This window comes from Microbacterium karelineae, from assembly GCF_009745985.1.
GTDB lineage: Bacteria > Actinomycetota > Actinomycetes > Actinomycetales > Microbacteriaceae > Microbacterium > Microbacterium karelineae.
The window spans coordinates 665,009-687,475 of sequence record NZ_WFIX01000190.1 but is presented as its reverse complement, the minus strand read 5'-3'; the positions used below and the strand labels follow the sequence as shown (position 1 = coordinate 687,475).

Sequence of the window (22,467 nt, the reverse complement as noted above, 5' to 3'; positions counted from 1 at the left end):
GCGCGCGACACGGCCCACCGCGCTGGTGCCATATCGCCAAAGATGCGCGGGTGGTAACCGTCAATCAGCTCATCATTCTCCGCACAGCTTGTGCGATCCGCTCACCACACCGCAGGCTCGAGGGATGACGAGCTCGATCCCCGTCCCCCACCCGGCGCCCGCGCACTCGATCGTGGACGACATCCTCGGGATCCTGTGCGGCACCGTCGTCATCTCGATCGGACTGTTCCTGCTGCGCGCGGGCGGCGTCGTCTCCGGCGGCACGGCGGGCATCGCCCTCCTGCTGAGCTACGCGACCCCCATCCCATTCGGGGTCCTGTTCTTCGCCGTGAACGTGCCGTTCTTCCTTCTCGCCATCCGCGGCAAGGGCTGGGGCTTCGTGCTGCGCAGCTGCCTCGCCATCACGCTCGTCTCGGCGGCGGCCGCCTTCCACGCGACGCCCGGGATCGGCGTGCTCGGCGACGTCGCGCTCGATCCGTTCTACGCGTCGATCACGGGATCCGTCGTCGCCGGCGTGGGCGTCATCATCATGTTCCGCCACGGCGCGAGCATGGGTGGATTCAACATCGTCGGCCTGCTCCTGCAGGAGCGATTCCACCTGCGCGCGGGCTACGTGATGATGGTGCTCGACACGATCGTGGTGCTGGCGTCCTTCTCGGTCGCCGCGTGGCCGGCCGTCGTCGCCTCGGCGATCGGCGTCGTCGTGATGAACCTCATCATCGCGGTGAACCACCGTCCCGGCCGCTATACCGCGCTGCCCGCGCGGACGGGATCACGCGCCACGCGATGACGGCCGCGATGGCGACGAGCACGGCCGCGACGATCGACGCCTGCTGCATCGCGATCGTGAACGCCTCGCGCCCCGCCTCGAGGACGGCCTCGGATCCGCCCGCGGCGTGCGCCGCGCTCGACAGCTGGGGCAGCGACTCCCCAGCCGCGGAGCGCAGCGGCGCCGGCGTGCCCTGCGGCAGCTCGAGCGCACCCCGGTACATCGCGGTGTGCACGGATCCCAGCACCGCGATCCCGAGCGCCACGCCGAGCTCGTAGGCCATCTCGGAGATCGACGATGCCGCGCCGGCCCGGTCTCGCGGGACGGCCGCCACGACGGCGTCGGTCGCGACGGCGGTCGAGACGCCGATGCCGACGCCGATGACGGCGAGCGCCACGGCGATCCACGCGTAGCCGGGCAGCGCCTCGGCCGCAGCGAGTCCCGCGAGGCCGACCGCGACGGCGACGAGGCCCGCCCCGACTGCGCGCCCCTGCCCGAAGCGCGCCACGATGAGAGCGATGAACGCGACGACCAGCACGGATCCGATCGACAGGGGAAGCTCGCCGAGGCCGGCCTGGAACGGAGAGAAGTCGCGCACGAGCTGCAGATACTGCGAGAAGAAGAAGATGAGGCCGCTGAACGCGAAGATCGACACGAGGTTCGCCGCGATCGCCCCCGAGAACGCCGGCACCCGGAACAGGGCGATGTCGACGAGGGGCACCTCGAGCGCCCGCTGACGCCGCACGAACACCCACGCGGCCGCGACGCCGACGACGACCGCGAGGGCCGCGTCGAGCCCGAGCTGACCCTTCGCCACCTGCTTGATCGCGTAGACCACGGGGACGATCGCGACGACCGACAGCAGCGAGGACGCGATGTCGATGGGGCCGGGGCGCGCGCTGCGCGACTCGGGCAGCAGGAAGATGCCGAGCGCGACCGAGGCGACGATGACGGGCACATTGATGAGGAACACTGATCCCCACCAGAAGTGCTCGAGCAGCGCGCCGCCGACCAGGGGCCCCGCAGCCGCGCCGACCGTGAAGCCGACCGACCAGACGGCGATCGCGAGCGTGCGCTGCTGGGCGTCGCGGAACATGTCGCGGATGATCGCGAGCGTCGACGGCATGATCGTCGCGCCCGCGACGCCGAGCAGGGCGCGCGCCGCGATGAGCATGGCCGCGGTCGGGGCGAAGGCCGCGACGATCGACGCGAGGCCGAACGCGACGGCGCCGATCAGCAGCAGGCGCTTGCGCCCGATGCGGTCGGCGAGGTTGCCCATCGTGACGAGCAGGCCGGCGATCGCGAACGAGTACGCGTCACCGATCCACAGGACCTGCGTCGCGGAGGGGCTGAGCGCCTCCGTCAGTGCGGGGATGGCGAGCGCGAGCACCGTCGCATCGACGGCGAGCAGCACGATGACGAGCGTGAGGACCATGAGCGCGACCCACTGCCGCACGCCCGCGCGCGCCTCGCGCGCGATCACATCTGTCTGGACCATGCGAGTTACTGTACCGTACGGTCGGTATAGAAACTGGGCAGATGGTGAGCAGCAGACGCGTCGCGTTCCGCCTCCTGCTCACCATGCGAGCGCTGCCGCCTCGACCGCTGCCGCATTCGTGACGGCCGCGAGGGAGGCGGCGAGAACGGATCGGCCTCTGCCCGCGATCCACCTGATGCCGCGTCGGCCGCGATACTCGACCAGACTGATCGCATCGCCGCCTCTGCCGGCGCTCGCGCCGGTCTGGTGGAGGCTCAGGATCTCGACTGCGGACCCGATCTGCGCGAGCGCAGCAGTGAGCGCCTCGACGGGACCCACACCGTCGTGCACGCTGGTGCTCTCGGCGCCGTTCGCACGGAGTGTGATCGTCGTGCCCTGTTCGGTCGAGTCGGCGGCGACGAGTTCGACCAGGGCTTCAGCCGGTGCGGCGAGATAGGCGGCCTGGAAGATGTGCCAGAGCTGCCCCGCAGTGACCTCGCTCCCCGTCTCGTCGGCGCGGCGTTGGATGTGGTGCGCGAAGTCGATCTGGAGACGGCGAGGCAGTTCGATGCCGTACTCGACCTCCAGCAGGTAGGCGATGCCGCCCTTGCCGGATTGGGAGTTGACGCGGATCACGGCGTCATAGGTTCGTCCGATGTCGGCCGGGTCGATCGGCAGGTACGGTACGCGCCACTCGACATCCCGCTCGAGGCGACGCTCGGCGGCGGCGCGTGATCGGTGCTCGGCGAAGCCCTTCTTGATCGCGTCCTGGTGCGTCCCCGAGAACGCAGTGTGCACGAGGTCTCCGACGTAGGGATGGCGAGGGTGGATCTCGATGCGGTTGCAGTTCTCGACGGTGCGCCGAATCTCATCGATGTCGGTGAAGTCGATCATCGGGTCGACGCCCTGGGCATGCAGATTCAACGCCAGCGTTGCGAGGTCGACGTTCCCGGTGCGTTCGCCGTTGCCGAAGATGCAGCCTTCGACACGTTGCGCACCGGCGAGGACGGCGAGCTCTGCGCATGCGACACCGGTTCCGCGGTCGTTGTGGGGATGCACGGACAGGATCACGGCGTCGCGGCGCGCGAGGTTCTTGTGCATGTACTCGATCTGATCGGCATAGACGTTCGGCGTCGCGATCTCCACAGTCGCCGGGAGGTTCAGGATCACGGGGCGGTCGGGGGCGGCATCCCACAGCGTGGTCACCGCGTCGCAGATCTCGAGAGCGTAGTCGGGCTCCGTGAGGTTGAACACCTCTGGCGAGAACTCGAACCGCACACCCGAGAGGTGCCCCGCCAGCGCGAGCAGATCGCGGCCGCCGGCGAGGATCAGGTCCGCGAGCGCGTCTCGGTCGCGCCCGAGGACGACCTCGCGCCAGGTGGGTGCCGTGGCGGTGTACATGTGGATGACGACCGGGTTCCGGATACCGCGGATGGACTCGACGGTGCGCTGGATCAGCTCGCGTCGCGCCGGCGTGAACACCACGATCGTCACATCGTCGGGCGCGATATCGGCCTCCGCGATCAGGCGCACGAAGTCGTAGTCCGTCTGCGAGGCAGATGGATATCCGACCTCGATCTCCTTGTACCCCATGGCGACCATCAGCTCGAAGAAGCGCCGCTTCCGCCCGGGGTCCATCGGCTCGGACAACGCCTGGTTGCCATCACGGAGATCCACTGGCACCCACAGGGGTGCGTGACTCAGCCTGCTGCCCGGCCAGTCGCGGTCGACGAGCGGCACCTGGACACGGGAGTACACGTCCCGGTACCGATGGGAGGGCATCTGCGAATGCCGCTGGCGATTCCACATCGGCGCTTCAGCCGGGATCGGACCTTCGGGCGTCGAGAGAGTGTGGAACGCGGTGCTGGTCATGGTCTGGTTCCTGTCCGGATCGTTCGGATGTGATCGACCGGCAGGTGTTTCGGCTCCACGTCGGGGAGCCGGTCCGGCTAAGCCCCGCCGTGGCGGCGAAGGAGAAGGACGCAGGAGGTGGGCATGAGTCGAGGGTACCACAACTCCTCAGACAAGTAGAGGAGTGCTCGTCCGTGGGAGGATGACCGCATGACGACCGTTCGCCGCGAATCCCTCGCCGAGAAGGCCGCTGAACTCATCCTCGTCCGCATCCAGGACGGGGAATGGGAGGTCGGCGGTAAGCTGCCCGGCGAGACGACGCTCGCCCCTCAGCTCGGCGTCGGTCGCTCCACCGCCAGGGAAGCGATCCGCCTCCTCGCTGGCCGCGGCGTGCTCGCCACTCGCCAAGGAGCGGGCGTGTTCGTCATCGCGACAGCCGACGCCGCCGAGGCCTGGAACGCCTCCCTCCGATACGCCGACATCGTCGGGGTCATCGAGGCCCGCACGGCCATCGAGGTCGAGGCCGCCGCCCTCGCCGCCGAACGCCGCACCTCTGCCGAACTGGCAGCGCTGCGACAGGCATTGGAGATGCGCGCTGCCCGCCGCGCCGACATCGACGAACACGTCGCGACCGACATGGCCTTCCACCGGGGCATCGTCGCGGCGGCGCACAGCCCCATCCTGCTGGAGCTCTTCGACAGCTTCGCCCCCCGCAGCCGTCAATCCATGACCGACATGCTCCACCTCCGCGGCCACCACGGCGACGACGATGACCAGGGCGTTCACGAACACATCTGCGCGGCGATCAGTTCGCGAGACGCAGATGCCGCCGCGGGGCTCACCCGAGCGCACCTCCATGCGCTCAAAGGCCTCCTCAGCTGAAGCCGCCGACGAGCCCCTGGCCAGCAGCCGCTAGCCTGGACCGATCGGGCTGCGAAAGGATCCCATGAGTCGCCCCAGCGCCAGAGCGGAGGTCGAGGAGGCCGCGCTGCGCGTCGCGTCGCGGGTCGGACTCGGCGCCCTCACCTACGACGCCGTCGCGGCCGAATCCGGCAAGACCAAGGGCGGGGTCCTCTACCACTTCCCCTCGAAGGACGACCTCGCGCGCGCGGTCATCGAGCGCCTCATCGGCGCCTGGGAGGAGGACGCGAAGCGGCAGCTCGGGGCGCCCCTCGAGACGGCCTCTCGCGAGGACCGCATCGCCGCCTTCCTGCTGTCGTCGATCGAGACCGACGGCGAACTCGACGCGGTCGGCGACCTCTCGGTGCTCGTCGACGTCATGCACGACAGCGAGCTGGCGAGCGTGTGGATCGACTTCCGCGACCGGTGGGTGGGCGACGTCGCGACGCTCACGCTGCAGCAGCAGGTCGCCCTCGCCGCCGCGGACGGGATCTGGATCGACGAAGCGATGCAGCAGGCGCCCTATCCCGCCGCGCGCCGCGACGAGATCGTCGCCGAGCTGCTGCGCATGGTGCGCGGCTGACGCGATCCGCTCGTCAGGCCGCCGTCGAGGCCCGCACGACGAGCGCGGGCTCCACGAGGGTCTCACGCGCGATCGGCGCGCGCCCCTCCTCGGCGTCGATCGCGCGTCGGGCCGCCGCGCGGCCGATCTCCGCGGCGTGCGGATCCACGCTCGTGAGCGAGACCTGCCGCAGCCGCGCGATGGGCGAGTCGTCGTAGCCTGCGACGGCGATCCGCGCGCCCGCATCGTCCGCGGCCGCGAGCACGCCGACGGCCGCCGCGTCGTTCACGCACGCGATCGCCGTCGGCGGGTCCGCGCACAGGGCTCGCCCCGCCGCGTATCCGGCGCTCTCGGAGAAGCCCGCGTCGGCGACCCGCACCTGGTCGCCCAGTCCATGCGCGGTCATGGCGGCGGCATACGCCGCCGCGCGTCGCTCCGCGACGATCCCGCCGCGCCCGCCCACGTGCGCGATGCGGGCATGCCCGCGTTCGACGAGATGATCGACGACGAGCCGCATGCCCGCCTCGTCGTCCGAGCGCACCGTCGCGACGGGATCCGCCGCGTCGGCGACGGCGCTCGCGACGACGATCGGGATCCCCGGCGCGGACTCCGCGATCGCGCCCGCGTCGGGCACGGATCCGATGACGATGATGCTGCGCGGCCGCAGATCGCCGAACACGTGCAGTGTGCGGCGATCGAGGCCAGCGGATCCATCGTCGCCCGGCATCGTCGCGGCGGTGAGCAGCGCGCTGCGCCCCGAGCGCGCGAGCTCGACGCGCGCCGCATCGACGATCTCGCCGAGCGCAGGATGGTGCAGGTCGGCGACGAGGATCCCCGTGAATCCGCCGTCCGTCGCCGCGAGGGACCGGGCCGCGTAGTTGGGGCGGAACCCGAGCCGCTCCGCGGCGGCGAGCACCCGGGCGCGGCGGTCGTCGCTCACCCGCCCACCCGAGAACACGAGCGAGACGAGCGACTTGGACACCCCCGCCTCCGCCGCGACATCGCGGATCGTCGCGCGGCGGGAGGGGCTCATCCCCTCATTGTGGCGGATCCGCGGCCGCCGGGTCAGCGGGCGCTCGGGAGGCCCTCGCGGGTGGCGCGCGGGTCAGGCTCCATGTCGGCCCAGCGCTCCGAGACCCACGCATCCTCGGCGATGTTCGTGATGTTCCAGCTGCGCCCCGTGGATCCCGCCATGACGTTGAGGTAGTACAGGTCGCTCTCCGGCGGCGCCGTCACCGGGCCATGCCACCCGTAGGGCACGAGAACGACGTCGCCCGAGCGCACCTCCTCGGTCACGTCGATGTCGCCCGCCTCCGACGACGACACCCGCATGAGGCCGTATCCTGGGCCGCCTGGCGTGGGCGCGGCCTCGAAGTAGTAGATCTCCTCGAGCTGCGACTCGTGCGCGCTGGCCGTGTCGTGCTTGTGCCGCGGGATCCCCGACCAGTTGCCGCCGGGGTTGATCACCTCGACGGCGATGAGGCGGTCGGCGTCGATGACGCTCGCGTTGCCGAAGTCGCGCACGCGGCGCGACCACGGCCCCGCGCCGCGCACGAACACCGGCACGTCATCGGCCGCCACATGCTGCACGGGATGGCGGTTCTCCGCGCGGACCGTCGGGATCGCGAGCCTGCCAGCGGTCTGGGCGGTGACCGTGATGGCCGAATCGCGGGGAACGTAGAGCACGTCCGTGGGCCCCGCGAAGACGTCGGTCCGCCCGGAGAGGTCCCACTCCCCCTCGCCGTCGACGGCGACGCGGTAGGCGCCTTCGAGCGGCACGAGGATGACCTCGTCGTCGCCCGTCGCGAACGCGGCCGATTCGCCGGCGCTCAGCTCGATCGAGCGGATGCCGCTGCAGGCCCACCCGGCGCGCTCGGGCGTGACGTCCATCGCCCACTGATCGTGTGCCGTGTCGCCAGCCTGAATTCGGTTCTCGCCCATCGTCGCGCCCCTTCGCCCCACGTGATCCGCAATTGTCCTGTCAATGGAACAATACACGGAGCGGTGGAGCCGGTCACTCCATCGGGCACACCGCGGCGTCGCCGACGAGCCCGTGCGCCTGCTCGGCCGTCCAGGGAAGCGACACCTCCGGCCGGTCATCGCTCGGCGCCTCCATCGCGATCGCCGCGAGCTCCCGCGCCAGCGCGCCGGCGAGCTCGCCGCCGCCCGCGGAGTTGTTGAGGGCGACGACGACCGTCAGGCCCGTGTCGACGTCGCTGTAGGCCGCCGTGCTGTAGCCGAGGATCTCGCCCTGCTGGCCGATCATCGAGCCGAGGAGGCGATCCCCTCCCGCGGCGCGCACCCACTGGTCACCGCCGGCATCGACGGGGATCGACTCGGCCCATCGCGGCTCGAGCTCCTCGCTCGATCCGGCGCGCTCCGCGAGATCGGCCGCATAGTCGCGCAGATCGTCCAGGTTCGACACGACGCCGCTGTCTGCGTAGCCGATCGACGCGGACAGCTCGGTCACGTCGCGCGGTTCCGCGACACAGCCCTCCTGCTGGGTCCGCGAGCCGGAGTAGAAGCCGGGCAGCGTGTCCGTGCCCGGGGTCGCCGCCGCGTCCGCCGGAAGGTAGGTGCGATCGAGCCCCAGGGGCTCGGCGATGTGCTCGGCGTACAGCTCGCGCAGCGATGTGTGCGACGCGTTCTCGAGCGCGATGCCGAGCAGGAAGTAGGCCGTGTCCGAGTCGGACCAGGCGTCGCGGTTCCCGACCCCGGCGCCGAGGCCCGCCCCCGCGAACTCGCGCGGATTCCAGACGCGGTCGAGATTGCCGAGCAGGTGATTCCAGAGTCGGGATTCCGATTGGGCGAGGCCCGACAGCCCGTCGCACAGGTCGACGAGCGTCACGCCCTCGAGCTGGGGCACCGTCGGCACGAAGGTCGTGACCTCGTCGTCGAGATCGACGACTCCGCCGTCCATCGCGTAGAGCAGATCGCACGTCATCGACCGCGTGATCTCGCCCGCGCGGAACGACATCGACGTGGTCGGCTGAGTGCCGGATCCGGGGGCCGTCTCACCGAGGCCCGCCTCCCACTCGCCGGCCCACGGCACCCACACGCCCACGATCGCGCCCGGCGCACCGCCGCCCGCCATCGCCCGTTCCGTCGCCGCCTGCATCTGCTCCACGACGTCGCCCGGAAGGGGGTTCGAGATGTCTGCGGGCTCCGGGTTCGAGCCGCCGGTGCATCCGGCGAGCGCGAGCGCGCCGACGAGCACGGACGAGACGCCGACGATGCGTCCGCGGCGAAGCGAGAAAGCCATGTAACCCCCTGGAATGCAGACTGCCCCGAGTCTATGCGGCGAGTGCGTGTGCGCCTATCGGGGATCACCCGGATGCGGCGCGCATCTCGGCGCCCTGCTTCTCCCACGCGTTCCTCATGAATCGCCGCACGTTCTCATCGACCCGGATGTCGCGCGGCCGCAGGGGGCGCGTCAGGTACAGGCCGTCGAGCGAGGTCAGCCGCGACAGCGCCACATAGGTCTGGCCGGGCGCGAACGCCCCGGATCCCAGATCGACGATGGCGCGGTCGTATGTCTTCCCCTGCGATTTGTGGATCGTCACGGCCCACGCGAGGCGCAGCGGGAACTGCGTGAACTCTGCCGCCACATCGCGCGAGAGCTTCTTCTGGAACGGGTCGTACGCGTAGCGATACTTCTCCCACACCGCCGGCTCGACGTCGAACTCGTCGCCGTCGACATCGACGCGCACGCTGTCGCCCTGGATCTTCGTGACCGTGCCGATCGTCCCGTTGACCCAGCGGGGCGGTTCTCCGCCCGATCCGGTGTCGTTCCGCAGGAACATCACCTGCGCACCGATCTTGAGCTTGAGGTGCTCGTCCGCCGGGTAGATGTCGCCGCGACCGAAGTCGCCCGTGACCTCGGCGACCGCGGTCTGCTCCCGCCCCGGGAGCGCGTCGAGGTGCTTCGCGTTGATCGAGTTGACGCGGTCGTTGCGTGTCGCGAGCGTGATCACCGGGTCGCCAGCGTCCTCCGGCGGCGTGCGCGCCCCGGCGTCGTTGAGCGCCTGCGCGATGTCGGCCGTGACGCGGCCGTAGCGCACGGCGTTGAGCATCGCCTTGAACGCATCGTCGTCCTGACGATGGATCTGCGTCAGCTCGCGGATGTGCAGCTCGGCGCCGTGCCGCCCCATCTCGATCAGGCCGTCGCCCGCCTGATCGCCCGCCCACACCTTCGCGTCGAAGAACCAGAACGAGCGATAGTGGTCGTCGATGTACTTCGCCTCGTCGCCCCGCGGCGGCACGGGAGCGAGCTGGTACGGATCGCCGAACATGACGATCTGCACCCCTCCGAACGGCTCGCGCCTGCGGGCGCGGGCCTGTCGGAGCGAGCGATCGATCCCGTCCATGAGATCGGCGTTGACCATGGAGATCTCGTCGATCACGAGAGTGTCGATCGCGTTCAGCAGCTTGCGAGTCGCATCGGACTGGTCGAGATCGCTGTCGGCGATGAGGCCGATCGGAAGCTTGAACAGCGAGTGGATCGTCTGCCCCTCGACGTTGAGCGCCGCGACGCCCGTCGGGGCGCAGATCGCGATCTGCTTCTTCGTGTTCCACGTGAGGTGGCGCAGGAGCGTCGACTTGCCGGTGCCTGCGCGGCCCGTGACGAACACGTGCTCCTGCGTGTCCTCGATCAGCCGGAACAGGGCCTCCTGTTCGGCGGAGAGCGTCGGAGCGGGCATCTCCCCATCGTACGAGAGCACGGTCGTGCAACGACTGGCCGACGGGGAGCGTCTCCACAGGCGAAGCGTTTCTAGACTGTGCCCATGTCCACCGGATCTGACGAGCACGCGCCCGCGCGCCGCTCACGGCATCCGATCCTGCAGCTCGTCGTCGTGCTCGTGCTCTTCGGCGTGCTCCTCGCGGCGATCGTCGTCGGCTTCCTCTCGCTCTACAAGGAGTTCTGGAGCGCGAGCTCGTTCGCCGAACGGTACGTCGAGAAGATCGCCGAGGCCGATGCGTCCGGCGCTCTCGCGATGCCGGGCGTCGCCCCCGAATACGCCGATCTCGAGGCGATCGGGCGCGGATACGCGTCCGAGACGCTGCTGCGCTCCGCGACGCTCACGAGCGAGATCGCCGACATCGCCGCCGTCGGCGAGCGCACGGTGGAGGGGGACGACGGCGAGGTCACGGAGGTCACGGTCTCCTTCACGCTCGACGGCAGCGCTCAGCAGATGGTGTTCCAGGTCGAGCGCACGGGGGCGACGGGAATCGTGCCCGAGTGGGGCTTCGCCGAGAGCCCCCTCTCGGTGATCGACCTGACGGTGCGCGGCGCGTGGCGCTTCACGGTCAACGACTTCGAGATCGACAAGCGCCAGATCTCGCCGGCGGGGCTCGAAGCCGAGCCGCTCGACGCGGTCTCCCTCCTGACCTTCTCCCCCGGCGACTATGAGATCGCGGTCGACACCCCGGCGACGATCGCCGCTCCGCAGCCTGTCCGGGCGACGGAGCCGTTCGACGTGATCCCCGTCGACATCCAGACGCAGCCCACCGACGAGCTGAGCGATGTCGTGCAGACGAAGGTCGAGGAGTATCTCGTCTCGCAGTGCACGACACAGGCGGTGCTGCAGCCCTCGGGATGCCCGTTCGGCGCGCCGCCCGAGGTCTCGGCGACGGGAATCGCCCAGTCCGACATCGTGTGGGAGCTCGCCGACCCGCCGCGCACGGCGCTCGTCCCCGCTGGCGACGACTGGACGGTGTCGGCGACGTCAGGGATGGCCCGGCTGTCGCTCACGGTGCTTGACTACTACTCCGGCGCCCTCGTCCCCGTCGAGCGCGAGGTGTACTTCACGATGGTCGCCGACGTCGACGTGCGCGACGACGGCGCGGTGCACATCACGATCGACCGCGCCGGCGACGACGGCTGAGCGGCGGCAGCGGCCTCAGGCGGCATCCGGCGACCGGATCGGTCGCGGGCGCTCGCCGCCTACAGCCCGCGCGCCCGGTCGCGCTCGGCGATCTGCGCGAGGCGCGCGTTGTACTCCTCGAGCTCGGCATCACCCGTCCGGTCGGCGTGCCGGTCGCGCCGTCTCTGCTGCCGCTCGTCGCTGCGGCTCCACTGGATCGCGACCGTGATCGCCGTGATGACGGTGGGGATCTCGCCGATCGACCAGGCGATCCCACCGCCCGTGTACTGGTCTTCGAGGGGTGTCGGGCCCCAGTCGCGCCCCATGGATCCGTACCATTCGGCGACCATGAGGCCCTCCTGGCTCATGATCGCGATGCCGAAGAACGCGTGCATGGCCATGACGACGATCAGCAGGACGAGCCGTCCCGCATATGGCAGGCGCCACGGCACCGGATCGATCCCGACGAGCGTCATCGCGAACAGGTACCCCGTGACGAGGAAGTGCGCGATCATCCACTCGTGCCCGAGGTGGTCGTAGAGGCTCCAGCGGAACAGGTCGGAGAAGTAGAACGCCCAGAGGGATCCGATGAAGAGCCCCGCCGCGACGAACGGGTTCGTGAGGACCTTCGCGAGCGGGTTGTGCACGGCCCACAGGATCCATTCGCGACCGCCGCGCGTGCCGTCGTCGCGCCTGCTGATCGCGCGCGACGCGAGCGTGACGGGGGCAGCTGCGACGAGCAGAAGCGGGATGTCCATGCTGAGCAGCATGTGCAGCAGCATGTGCATGCTGAACAGGTAGTGCCCGTAGGCGTTGAGGGGGCCGCTCGTGACCCAGATCAGCTGAGCGATCGCGATCATCCACATGACGGTGCGGTACACGGGCCACGCGTCGCCGCGGCGCCGCAGGCGGCGCACGCCCGCCGCGTAGAAGAAGGCCGCGAACAGGCCCACGAGCAGCCAGAGCGGGTCGATCTCCCACTGGGTGAACCACGCGTGCGCGGTGAGTTCGGGCGGCAGCGGCGCATCGTTCAGGATCTCGGCGGGCGTCTCCTGGATCGGCGCGCTGGCCTCCGTGAGCGGTGACGCGGATCGCGCGAGCGCGGCGGCCGCGCCCGAGGCGATCCCCATGAAAACGAACTCGAGCGCGAGCACGGCCCAGAACATCGCGTTCCGCTCGGCGCTCCTCGCGATGAGCCGGCGCCGATACCAGACGCCGAGCGCGCCCATCGCGGCGAGCATGACGATCTTGACGAGCAGGACGAGCCCGTACGGATCCGCCACGAGCTGATCGAGCGACGCGATCGAGGCGAGGGACCGCAGGAAGCCGGAGACCGCGACGACGATGAACGCGGCGAGCGCGATCGACGAGTAGCGCTCGAGGACGACCCGCATGCGCCGGGCGTCGAGCGCCGGCCGGACCGCGACGAGCACGACGAGCCCGCCGAGCCACACGGCCGATCCGAGGATGTGCACCGCGATCGAGGTGATCACGAGGGAGTGGTCGGCGAGGTCGCCCGAGTGGCTCTGCGTCGCCATCGGCACGAGGCTCGCCGCGGCGAGGATCGTCGTGATGAGGGTCGACGTCCACCCGCGCACCGCGAAGGCGAGGACCGTGACGATGCCGCCGGCGATCGTCTGGATGAGCCAGGCCTGCCCGATCTCGCGCGTGGTGAGGTAGCTGCCGAGCTGCGCGCCGAACTCCGAGCTGAGCGACAGCTGCGGGTTGAGCCCGAGCATGTAGTTGAGGAAGGTGGTCGCGCCGCTCGCGATCGTGAAGACCGCCGCGCCGATCGAGGCCGTGTCGAGCGCGATGCCGAACGCGCGCTCCTCGGTCCCGAGCGCGAAGAGCGCGAGCACGAGGGATCCGAGCATCACGGATCCGGAGACGTTCACGAGGAGCTTCGCCGCCGGGAGCGACCACCGGACGATCGGTCCGGGATCCTGCAGCGCGAGCGGATCCGCGCCACCCGCGATCACGAGCGACCCGATGAGGGCGACGCACGCGGCGAGCAGGAGGAGCAGGGGCCCGGCGGCCCGCATCGCGCGGGGGTTCACGCCGACGATCCTATTCGGGTCGGCTGAACGCGCCCCCGGGCGTCGCGAGCGACGGGAGCGGAGGCGCTGCGAAGCGCCCCTGCCACACGCGCCGCGGGCGCCCTCCCCGGGGGGGGAGGGCGCCCGCGGCGTCAGACGACGTCGTCTTACTTGACGGCGGCCTTGAGCTTCGAGCCCGCGGTCACCTTGACGCGCTTGCCGGCCGGGATCTTGATCTCGGCGCCGGTCTGCGGGTTGCGGCCCGTGCGGGCGGCCGTGTCGACCTGCTCGAACGCGAGCCAGCCGGGGATCGAGACCTTCGAGCCCTTGGCGACGGCCTCGGAGACCGTCGTGAAGAGCGAGTCGAGGACACCCGAGACGGTGGCCTGGCTCTGACCGGTGGCGCTCGCGATGCTCGCGACGAGTTCGGTCTTGGTGATGTTCTTGTCGGCCATTGTGTTCCTCCATCGGCACCGGGGCGCCGTGACGAATCGTTGGACCGAGAGCGCCAGCCCCCGGCTCGGTCGTGCGACCGAGCACAAAACTAACGCTTCGCCCCGGATTTCCGCGTATTTCCGCGGTCTGCGGGCGAATTGCCCCGGCGTGTCGCCCTCGATCCGTGACAGTCGTGACGGATGTGACGATATTTCGGATCCGCGCGCGCAGGCGCGGGCGACGTGTCAGTCGCCGTCGTCCGATCCGGGGATCCACCCCAGGGCGACCGTGACGACCGCCCCGACGAGGAGGAGCGCCGCCGTCGAGGCGTAGAGAGCGAAGGTCGACCACCCCAGGTCGAGCAGCGCACCGCCGGCGATCGGGGCGAAGATCGCCCCCACGCGCCCGACGGCGAGCGCCGCCCCCACGCCCGTCGCGCGCGTCGCCGTGCCGTACCGGGCGGGCGCGACCGAGTACAGACCGGCGATGCACCCGTTGACGAGCAGCCCCGTGACGACGCCCAGCACGAACGCGACGGTGAGCACTGCGGTCGACAGCACGAACACGACGATCGCGATCGCGGTGAGGACGAGGAAGCCGACGAGGGCCCGCTCCCGCGAGACGCGCACGGCGACGAGGCCGTAGAGCACGGATCCCACCGCGCCTCCGATCGCGAGAGCCATCCCGATGTACACGCCCTGCTGGGCCGTCATCCCCGCCTCGACCATGAGGCGCGGCGTCCACGAGTTGACGAAGTAGAACCCGAACATCACAGTGAAGAACGCCGCCCAGATGAGGACGGTGACGAGCAGCATCCGCCCCCGGAAGAGGTCCCCGATGCGCGAGGCGCCCGTCTCGTGCGCCCCGGATCCGCCCGACGCGTCAAGGGAGGCGCGTTCCGGATCGAAGCCGACCCGCTTCGCGATCCCCCGCAGAGCCCGGTCCGCATACGCGGGGCGCCGCGCGACGAGGAACTGCACCGATTCGGGCACGATGAGCGCGAGGGCGATGACGATCAGCACGCTCACGCTCGCGCCGACGAGGAACACGGCGCGCCAGCCGTAGCCCTCCTGCAGCCCGTTGGCGGCGATGCCGCCGAGGAAGGCGCCCACGCCGTATCCGGCCGTGTACAGGCCGATCGCGAACCCGCGCCAGCGTCGGTTCGAGTACTCGGCCGTGATCACCGTGATGCTCGCGAGGATCCCGCCGACGCCGAGGCCCGTGAGCACACGCCAGACGCCGAGCTGGACGACGTCGGCCGACGACGAGGCGAGGAACATCCCGACCGTCGAGACGACGGCCGATCCGACCACCGTCCAGCGGCGCCCGACGATGTCCGCCAGACGACCGATCGCGAACGCCCCGATCGCCATGCCGATGAGCGTCGCGCTGATGACGGTTCCGAGTTCCGAGCCCGTGAGGCCGAACTCGGTCTCGACGCCGAGCGAGACGAACGACATCGCCGCGACGTCGAATCCGTCATTGGCGTTGAGCAGGACGGCGATCGCGACGATCGCCCACTGATACGCCGTCATGGGTGCGTGCTCGAGGTGACCGCGCAGATCGCGGTTCGTGGTCGTGGTCTGAGTCTGTGACATAGAGGAGGTGCCTTCTTCGGTACGTGCTCTGGATCCGCGTCGTCGCGTGCGCCGTCATCATATACCTATATCCATAGGGTCTATGCACGTAGGGAAGTGGTCACGGACACACGAAAAGGCGGACCGGCCGAAGCCGATCCGCCTTTCGTTCAGGCAGGTGCCGTCAGATCACCACGAGGACTTCGTGATGCCGGGCAGCTCGCCACGGTGCGCCATGTCGCGGAAGCGGACACGCGACAGACCGAACTTGGTCAGGACGCCACGGGGGCGACCGTCGATGACGTCGCGCGAACGGACGCGGACGGGCGACGCGTTGCGGGGCAGCTTCTGCAGCCCGACGCGAGCGGCCTCGCGCGCCTCGTCGCTCGCGTTCGCGTCGACCAGGGTCTTCTTCAGCTCGCGACGCTTCTCGGCGTAGCGATCCACGATCACCTTGCGCTGCTCGTTGCGCGCGATCTTGCTCTTCTTGGCCATGCTTAACGCTCCTCGCGGAAGTCGACGTGCTTGCGGACCACGGGGTCGTACTTCTTCAGCACGAGGCGGTCGGGGTTGTTGCGGCGGTTCTTCTTGGTCACGTAGGTGAACCCCGTGCCCGCCGTCGAGCGCAGCTTGATGATCGGACGAACGTCCTGGCTCTTCTTCGCCATCAGAGCTTCACACCCTTCGCGATGAGGTCCTTCACGACCGACTCGATGCCGCGGACATCGATGACCTTGATGCCCTTAGCCGAGACGTTCAGCGTGATCTTGCGTCCCAGCGAGGGGACGAAGTACGTCTTCTTCTGCACGTTCGGGTCGAACCGGCGCTTCGTGCGACGGTGCGAGTGCGAGACGTTGTGACCGAAACCGGGGGTGGTTCCCGTCACCTGGCACACAGCAGCCATAGTTCACTCTCCTTCGATACCGTGGCCCAGAACGGGCCACCCAAGATCTCTTGCCTGCACGCTCCCCGCCCGCCCGTCGCCGGGCTGTGTTCGAGAGGGAAACGCACGAACTGCGCACAGGAGCGTGCGCAGACAAAGATCAACGATACCACACCCACATCTCTCGCGCCCAGTGGACGCACAGGCCCTGACGCGCACGTTCACAGCACAGACGACCGCGGTCGCACCCCAGCCGGGGCATCCGGCACACCGACGAGGACGCTGAGACCCCCGGAGAACGCGCCGCGCATGCGTGAAGGGGGAGGCGCCATCGCGCCTCCCCCTTCACGTGAGCCCTCAGACGGGGAGGCCGCCAAGCAGCCCACCGAGGAGGCCGGTGATGAGGTCGATGATGGTGCCGATCAGGTCCATGTGCTTCCCTTTCACTCGACGGCGAGCCGTTCCCGCCGCCTGCACGCGACCCTAGCAACATACCGATCGGCACGACAAGTAAAATCTGTGCGACCTGTCGCGAAAGCAGAATCCGTCACCTCTCCGGGCACCGCCCGACGTGCCCTCTCGCGCGGCACCGTCACCAGGGACCGACCTCGCACCAGCTGAGATCGAAACCCTCGATGACATCGATCCTATCGCCGGAATCCATGTCGTATATCCGTGTCTCGACGTTCTGCGGAAGCGGCTGCAGCCCGCCGTCGTACGGATTCCCGATGAGATCCGGCGCGACGGCGACGGCGGCGTACTGCGCGCTCGGCGAGGCGCACACCTGCTCGAGGGCGTCGCCCTGCGCGACCGTGGCGACGTCGCGCACCTCGCCGTCCGCGTCGACGACGACGACGCGCGCGTCGGCGGGCAGGCCGTCGACGATCTCCGAATACGCCCGCAGCGTCCCGCCGTCCGCCAGCGGGATCATGTGATTCAGCAGCGTCTCACCGCCGAGGTCGACGTCGGAGATGGGCTCCTGCTCGCCGGACGCGAGATCGAGCTCGACGAAGCCCTCATCGGCGCGGTCGATCAGCGCGGTGTACGTCGACCGCGCGACGCCCTCGATCCCGAGCGCCGTCCCGAACGACGACACCTCGCCGTCCGTGGTCGTGCGATCGACCAGCGTGAGATCGCCCGCGAAGTCGTTCAGCAGCAGCGAAGAGGTCTCGGGGACGAAGCGCCATCGGTCGATGCTCGGCTCCTCGCCGCCGACGACGACGGGATCCACCTCCGCACCGTCCCCGAACGCATCGCGCAGGGATCCCGTGAACAGCACGTTCTCGCGCCCGCCCTCGGCAGAGAGGTGTCGGTCGGTGAAGGTGAAGCCGAACAGCTGGCCGCGCTCCGACACCTGCAGTCCCATGACGACGCCCGCGCCGGGCAGCCGGATCTCCTCCATGCGGTACGGCGTCGCGCCCTCATCGGTCCGCGACTCCAGGTCCAGCGCCACGACGTGCATCCCGTCGTCCTGCACGATCGTCGCGACGAGGTACCTGCTCGTCGCGCGGAAGTCGTCGATCTGCTCGGCCTCGAGGACCGGCTCGGGCACGGCATCACCGCCGACCGTCGAGCGCACGATCGTGTCGGCTCCCGACGCGTCGCGCTGCAGCGAGAAGACCTCGGCCGGCGGCGTCGTGAACGTCGTCTCGAGGGTCGACGACGGGCCGCCGCCGATGCCCGTCGCGCCCTCGACGCGCACGGAGTACGTCACGCCCGCGTCGAGCGCGGTCGGGAATCGCACGCCGACCGTGCGGCCCGCCGCGTCGACGGTGAAGTCGGTCGCGGGCTCGACCGTGACCTGCGCGGGATCGATGGCGCCGAGGGCCTGGTTCGCCGTGAAGATGACCCGGCTGCCTGATTCGCGCGTCGCCGCCGCCGGATCCACCTGGATCTCCGTCGCCCGCGGGCCCTGCGTCAGGCTGACGCCCGCCGCAGTCGCGCCCACGACCGCGAAGGCGCCGAGCACCACGGCGAACGCGGCGAGGAACCGCCCGCGCCCGCGCGCCCTGCGGCGCGACGCCCTAGTACTCATAGGGCTCCTCGGGCTCCGGGATGCGCTCCATCGACGCCGCCTCGATGCGGAGCGCGCCGGCGTCGTCGACGACGATCTCGCCCGTCAGCTCGACCCACTCCCCCGTCGCGAGATCACCCGGCCCGCCCTCCGCCTCGACGGGGAGCGACGCCGGCTGTGCGTCGATGACGCAGTGCGTGATGACGAGGCGGTTCAGGCTGAGGGATCCGCCGTCGCCAGACGCTACGAAGCCCGTGAGGGTGACCGGCTCGCCCGCGTAGCGCTCGGGGCTCGTCGCGGTCGCGAAGGTCGCCGACCAGTCGCCGACGCCGAAGCTCGATGTGTCGACGATGCCGAGCTGCACGTCGTCCGCCCCCGCGAACAGGGGCGCGGATCCCGTGTCGCGCTCCATCGCCAGCTCCGCGGAGAGCGTCGCCGGCGGGAACACGACCGCCGCCAGGGCGACCGCCGTCGCGACGACGCCACCCGAGACCGTCGCCGCGATGCCGACCGCGCTCGCGCGCGACGCGGGACCGTGATCATGGCCGTGCGCGTGATGCTCGGATCCGAGCGGGAGCGCGAACGAGGCGACCGCGCCGATGAGGAGCAGCACCGCCATCCCGCACGCGAACCACGCCTGTGCGGGGTTGATGTACAGCTGCAGGCGATCGGTGACGGTCAGCCCGATCGTCACGATCGACAGCACCGACGCGATCCCCACCCCCAGCCAGCGGGATCCCACATCAGGCAACAAGGTTCATCACCGTCCCAAGCGCGAACGCGGCGAGCACCACGACGGCGACGACGCCGACGATCGCGCGGGTGGAGAACGTCGTGCGCAGCAGCGCGATCATCTTCACGTCGACGATGGGGCCGACGATGAGGAAGGCGACGAGAGATCCCGTCGTGAACGTCGACGCGAACGACAGGGCGAAGAAGCTGTCGACGTTCGAGCAGATCGCGACCGTGACGGCGAGCAGCATCATCGCGACGATCGACAGCACGGGGTTCGACCCGATCGCGACGAGCGCCGTGCGCGGGATCAGCACCTGCACGGCGCCGGCGATCGCGGATCCGATGACGAGCGCCGGCATGACGGCGCGCAGCTCGACGACCAGCTGAGCGAGGCTGCGCGTCAGGCGATCGCCCTGTGCATCGGCCGCCTCCTCGCACGTCATGCGGAATCGCTCGGTGAGCATGCTCTGCGGATCCGGATGGCGGCTGAACAGCCAGCCGATCAGCAGCGCGATCCCGTATCCGCCGAGGATGCGCGCGACGAGGATCCCGTTCGACCAGCCGAACGCCTGGTGCGTCGTGATGATGACGATGGGGTTCACGATGGGCGCCGCGACGAGGAACGCGAGGGTGTCCGCCGGCGTGAGCCCGCGCATCATGAGGCCGCGCGCGAACGGCACATTGCCGCACTCGCATACGGGGATGAGCATGCCGAGCGCCGCGAGCACCATACGGCGCGCCCACGCGCGCTTCGGGAGCACGCGGTGCACGACCTCGGCCGGCACCCACACCTGGATGACGATCGACAGGATCACGCCGAGCGCGACGAACGGCATCGACTCGATGAGGACGCTGAGCGCGAGCGTCAGGCCGTCCTGCGCACGCGTCGGGAGCGGATCCGCGAACAGCTGCGGGATCAGGGCATCGGCCGCGAACACGGCCGCGACGACCGCCACCCCACAACACAACGCAGTCAATACGCTGCGCGTGGATCGTCCGGAGCGGCGTGTCCGGGCTGACCTGCCCGAATCGACTGCGTTGTGCTGGTGAGACGGGCGCAGGTGCTGTGTCATGTGCGGATCAGGTCTGCTTCGCCGCGCACTCGGCGCAGAGGCCGAAGATGTCGACGACGTGCTCCGCCTCGCTGAAACCGTGCTTCGCCGCGGTGTCGCGCGCCCAGTCCTCGACCGCCGTCGCCTCGATCTCCACCGTGCGCCCGCAGCGCCGGCAGATGAGGTGGTGGTGATGCCCGCTCGTCACGCAGGCGCGGAAGAGGTTCTCGCCTTCCGGGCTCTGCAGGCTGTCCGCTTCGCCCGACTTCGCGAGGCCGGCGAGCGCGCGGTAGACGGTCGCGAGGCCGATGCCGGTGTCGTCGCGGATGAGGGCATGCAGGTCCTGCGCGCTGACGAAGCCGTCGCTCTCGGCGAGGGCTTCGCGCACGCGCTCCCGCTGCCACGTGTTGCGCTGGGCCATGATCCGACCTTACTTCCCCGCCGCGTCGAGCGTGGCCTCGTCGAGGCGCATGCGGAGCGTGCGATCGCGTCGCGCGGCGACGACGCGGCACACGAGGTAGATGACGAACGAGATCGACGTGATGTACGGGCTGACGGGCAGCGTGCCCGCGATCGCCAGGAGGATCCCGCCGACGGCCGAGACGAGACCGAAGAGGGCCGCCAGCACCGGGACCGCGACAGGACCGTGGCTCACGCGCATCGCCGCGGCGGCCGGCGTCACGAGGAGCGCCATCACGAGCAGCGCGCCGATGATGTGGACCGCGGCCGCGACGATCGCGCCGAGGAGCAGCATGAACACGATGCTGAGTCCGCGCGTCGGCAGCCCGCGTGCCTCCGCCGACTGCGGGTCGAGCGAGTCGAAGCGCAGCGGGTTCCACACGACGATCAGGCCGACGAGGACGATCGCGCTGATCACGATGAGCCCGTTCAGGTCGGGATTCGACACCGACACGATCTGCCCCGTGAGCAGGCTGAACCGGTTGGCGGAGCGCCCCGAGTAGAGCGAGATGAAGAGGATCCCGAGGCCCAGGCCGAACGGCATGAGGACGCCGACGATCGAGTTGCGATCCCGCGCCTTCGCCCCGAGGACCCCGATCAGGAGAGCCGCGACGATCGCGCCGACGAGGGATCCCGCGACGACGGACCCGCCGAACAGCAGCGCGGCGGCCGCGCCGGCGAACGACAGCTCGCTGATGCCGTGCACGGCGAACGCCATGTCGCGCTGCATCACGAAGACGCCGATCAGGCCGCCGACGATCCCGAGCGCGGCGGCCGCCACGATCGAGTTCGTCATGAGCTGCAGCAGCGCGCCGTAGTCCTCGAACGAGAACACGTCCGACCACTCCATCAGAACACCGCCGCCTCGTCGTCGTCATGGTGGTGCTCGTGGTGCGGGTGGTGCGGCTCCGCGTCGGGGATCCCGGCGACGAGAAGGCGCCCCGCCGCGCGGATCACCTGCACCGGCGCGCCGTACAGCTCGGTGAGCACCTCGCTGCGCAGCACCTCGTCGGGCGTCCCGAGGCGGAACCGCCCGCCCGCGAGGTACAGGATCCGGTCGACGGCGCCCAGCACGGGGTTGATGTCGTGCGTGACGAAGAGCACGCCGGCCCCGCGATCCCGCCTCTCGTGATCGATGATGTTCGTGACGGCGCGCTGGTTCGCCAGGTCGAGGCTCGAGAGCGGCTCATCGCAGAGGAGCAGCGTCGGCGCATCGACGAGCGCCTGACCGACGCGCAGCCGCTGCTGCTCGCCACCCGACAGGGAGCCGACAGGGTCGTCGGCGAACGACGAGGCGCCGACCGCGTGCAGCAGGTCCTTCACACGGCGCGCATCCCCGCGGCGAGGGAGGGGCGGCCCGAAGCGCGTGCCGCCGACGCCGAGCGCGACGAGATCCTTCGCCCGCATGTTCGTGCCGAGCGGGAACGGGCGCTGCTGGGGGATGTATCCGACGCGCTTGTTCCCGCGCCGAACGGGGCGGCCCGCGACGCGGATCTCGCCCGCGCTCAGCTTCTGCAGGCCGAGGATCGCGCGCAGCAGCGTCGTCTTCCCCGATCCGCTCGGGCCGAGCACGGCCACGAACTCCCCCGGGGCGACATCGAGGTCGAGCCCTCGCCACAGTTCGCGCCCGCGGAGGCGCAGCGCCGCATCGGCGATGTGGAGGACGGGTTCAGCCATCACACCAGAATACGCCCGCACTGATAATCGTTCTCTGAAAGCAGCTGGGCGGCCGCTGTGTGCAGCACAACGCAGTCGATTCTGCGCCGAAGTGTGGGATTTCGGGCACAGTGGCCCTCCGGCGGTCGGATCGACTGCGTTGTGTTGTCAGCATCGCGGAGGTGTCGGCGTCGCGG

22 protein-coding genes are annotated in these 22,467 nt (G+C 70.0%); 4 read left to right on the top strand and 18 right to left on the bottom strand.

Annotation, left to right across the window (positions count from 1 at the left end):
• The first annotated feature begins 124 nt into the window (after window positions 1–124).
• Window positions 125–790 carry a YitT family protein gene (locus GB932_RS16310; RefSeq protein ID WP_156761720.1) on the top strand — a complete coding sequence of 222 codons (666 nt, stop codon included), beginning with the start codon at window positions 125–127 and terminating at the stop codon, window positions 788–790.
• Here the strand turns inward: GB932_RS16310 and GB932_RS16305 are convergent.
• Window positions 717–2,267 (bottom strand): MFS transporter, encoded by a 1,551-nt coding sequence (locus tag GB932_RS16305; RefSeq protein WP_156761719.1) that lies wholly within the window; start codon window positions 2,265–2,267, stop codon window positions 717–719. The two genes, GB932_RS16310 and GB932_RS16305, sit on opposite strands and share 74 nt — an antisense overlap.
• A 78-nt stretch (window positions 2,268–2,345) precedes the next feature.
• On the bottom strand, window positions 2,346–4,118 hold the full coding sequence (locus GB932_RS16300; RefSeq protein WP_156761718.1) for a 2-isopropylmalate synthase: 1,773 nt from the start codon (window positions 4,116–4,118) through the stop codon (window positions 2,346–2,348).
• A 189-nt stretch (window positions 4,119–4,307) separates the two neighbouring features.
• Between GB932_RS16300 and GB932_RS16295 the strand changes: the two genes are divergently transcribed.
• Both GB932_RS16295 and GB932_RS16290 read left to right on the top strand, forming a co-directional pair.
• Window positions 4,308–4,979 carry a FadR/GntR family transcriptional regulator gene (locus tag GB932_RS16295; RefSeq protein ID WP_156761717.1) on the top strand — a complete coding sequence of 224 codons (672 nt, stop codon included), beginning with the start codon at window positions 4,308–4,310 and terminating at the stop codon, window positions 4,977–4,979.
• 64 nt (window positions 4,980–5,043) lie between these two features.
• Window positions 5,044–5,580, top strand: a complete 537-nt coding sequence (locus GB932_RS16290; RefSeq protein ID WP_156761716.1) for a TetR/AcrR family transcriptional regulator — start codon at window positions 5,044–5,046, stop codon at window positions 5,578–5,580.
• Between the two features lie 13 nt (window positions 5,581–5,593).
• Here the strand turns inward: GB932_RS16290 and GB932_RS16285 are convergent, their stop codons facing one another.
• From GB932_RS16285 to GB932_RS16270, 4 genes are all read right to left on the bottom strand, one after another.
• The gene (locus GB932_RS16285) at window positions 5,594–6,592 is read right to left on the bottom strand and encodes a LacI family DNA-binding transcriptional regulator (RefSeq protein ID WP_156761715.1); all 999 of its coding nucleotides are present in this window, start codon (window positions 6,590–6,592) and stop codon (window positions 5,594–5,596) included.
• Window positions 6,593–6,624: 32 nt separating this feature from the next.
• Window positions 6,625–7,500, bottom strand: coding sequence for a 5-deoxy-glucuronate isomerase (iolB, locus tag GB932_RS16280; RefSeq protein ID WP_156761714.1), 876 nt, complete (start codon window positions 7,498–7,500; stop codon window positions 6,625–6,627).
• Window positions 7,501–7,573: 73 nt separating this feature from the next.
• Window positions 7,574–8,821, bottom strand: coding sequence for a serine hydrolase domain-containing protein (locus tag GB932_RS16275; RefSeq protein WP_156761713.1), 1,248 nt, complete (start codon window positions 8,819–8,821; stop codon window positions 7,574–7,576).
• A 64-nt stretch (window positions 8,822–8,885) separates the two neighbouring features.
• A complete protein-coding gene (locus GB932_RS16270) occupies window positions 8,886–10,259 on the bottom strand; it encodes an ATP-dependent DNA helicase (protein WP_156761712.1) in 1,374 nt (457 codons plus the stop codon).
• An 84-nt stretch (window positions 10,260–10,343) separates the two neighbouring features.
• Here GB932_RS16270 and GB932_RS16265 point away from each other — a divergent pair, with 84 nt between their 5' ends.
• The gene (locus tag GB932_RS16265; protein WP_156761711.1) at window positions 10,344–11,444 is read left to right on the top strand and encodes a hypothetical protein; all 1,101 of its coding nucleotides are present in this window, start codon (window positions 10,344–10,346) and stop codon (window positions 11,442–11,444) included.
• Between the two features lie 59 nt (window positions 11,445–11,503).
• Here the strand turns inward: GB932_RS16265 and GB932_RS16260 are convergent, their stop codons facing one another.
• From GB932_RS16260 to GB932_RS16205, 12 genes are all read right to left on the bottom strand, one after another.
• A complete protein-coding gene (locus GB932_RS16260; protein ID WP_156761710.1) occupies window positions 11,504–13,480 on the bottom strand; it encodes a bifunctional copper resistance protein CopD/cytochrome c oxidase assembly protein in 1,977 nt (658 codons plus the stop codon).
• A 146-nt stretch (window positions 13,481–13,626) separates the two neighbouring features.
• Window positions 13,627–13,914 carry an HU family DNA-binding protein gene (locus tag GB932_RS16255; RefSeq protein WP_156761709.1) on the bottom strand — a complete coding sequence of 96 codons (288 nt, stop codon included), beginning with the start codon at window positions 13,912–13,914 and terminating at the stop codon, window positions 13,627–13,629.
• 225 nt (window positions 13,915–14,139) lie between these two features.
• Window positions 14,140–15,492 (bottom strand): MFS transporter, encoded by a 1,353-nt coding sequence (locus GB932_RS16250; RefSeq protein ID WP_156761708.1) that lies wholly within the window; start codon window positions 15,490–15,492, stop codon window positions 14,140–14,142.
• A 168-nt stretch (window positions 15,493–15,660) separates the two neighbouring features.
• Window positions 15,661–15,966 carry a 30S ribosomal protein S14 gene (gene rpsN, locus GB932_RS16245; RefSeq protein WP_156761707.1) on the bottom strand — a complete coding sequence of 102 codons (306 nt, stop codon included), beginning with the start codon at window positions 15,964–15,966 and terminating at the stop codon, window positions 15,661–15,663.
• A 2-nt stretch (window positions 15,967–15,968) separates the two neighbouring features.
• Entirely contained in the window at window positions 15,969–16,139 is a 171-nt protein-coding gene (gene rpmG / locus GB932_RS16240; protein ID WP_029153448.1) for a 50S ribosomal protein L33, read from the bottom strand.
• The gene (gene rpmB, locus GB932_RS16235; RefSeq protein ID WP_156761706.1) at window positions 16,139–16,375 is read right to left on the bottom strand and encodes a 50S ribosomal protein L28; all 237 of its coding nucleotides are present in this window, start codon (window positions 16,373–16,375) and stop codon (window positions 16,139–16,141) included. The genes rpmG and rpmB overlap by 1 nt, the downstream gene beginning before the upstream one ends.
• Window positions 16,376–16,946: 571 nt before the next feature.
• Window positions 16,947–18,389, bottom strand: a complete 1,443-nt coding sequence (locus tag GB932_RS16230; RefSeq protein ID WP_156761705.1) for a hypothetical protein — start codon at window positions 18,387–18,389, stop codon at window positions 16,947–16,949.
• Window positions 18,379–19,122 (bottom strand): TIGR03943 family putative permease subunit, encoded by a 744-nt coding sequence (locus GB932_RS16225; protein WP_231916258.1) that lies wholly within the window; start codon window positions 19,120–19,122, stop codon window positions 18,379–18,381. The genes GB932_RS16230 and GB932_RS16225 overlap by 11 nt, the downstream gene beginning before the upstream one ends.
• On the bottom strand, window positions 19,112–20,176 hold the full coding sequence (locus GB932_RS16220) for a permease (protein WP_156761704.1): 1,065 nt from the start codon (window positions 20,174–20,176) through the stop codon (window positions 19,112–19,114). The genes GB932_RS16225 and GB932_RS16220 overlap by 11 nt, the downstream gene beginning before the upstream one ends.
• A gap of 7 nt (window positions 20,177–20,183) precedes the next feature.
• Window positions 20,184–20,576, bottom strand: a complete 393-nt coding sequence (locus GB932_RS16215; RefSeq protein ID WP_156761703.1) for a Fur family transcriptional regulator — start codon at window positions 20,574–20,576, stop codon at window positions 20,184–20,186.
• Window positions 20,577–20,585: 9 nt separating this feature from the next.
• On the bottom strand, window positions 20,586–21,464 hold the full coding sequence (locus GB932_RS16210) for a metal ABC transporter permease (protein WP_156761702.1): 879 nt from the start codon (window positions 21,462–21,464) through the stop codon (window positions 20,586–20,588).
• Window positions 21,464–22,291 carry a metal ABC transporter ATP-binding protein gene (locus tag GB932_RS16205; protein ID WP_156761701.1) on the bottom strand — a complete coding sequence of 276 codons (828 nt, stop codon included), beginning with the start codon at window positions 22,289–22,291 and terminating at the stop codon, window positions 21,464–21,466. Before GB932_RS16205 ends, GB932_RS16210 begins: the two co-directional genes overlap by 1 nt.
• Window positions 22,292–22,467: the final 176 nt, after the last annotated feature.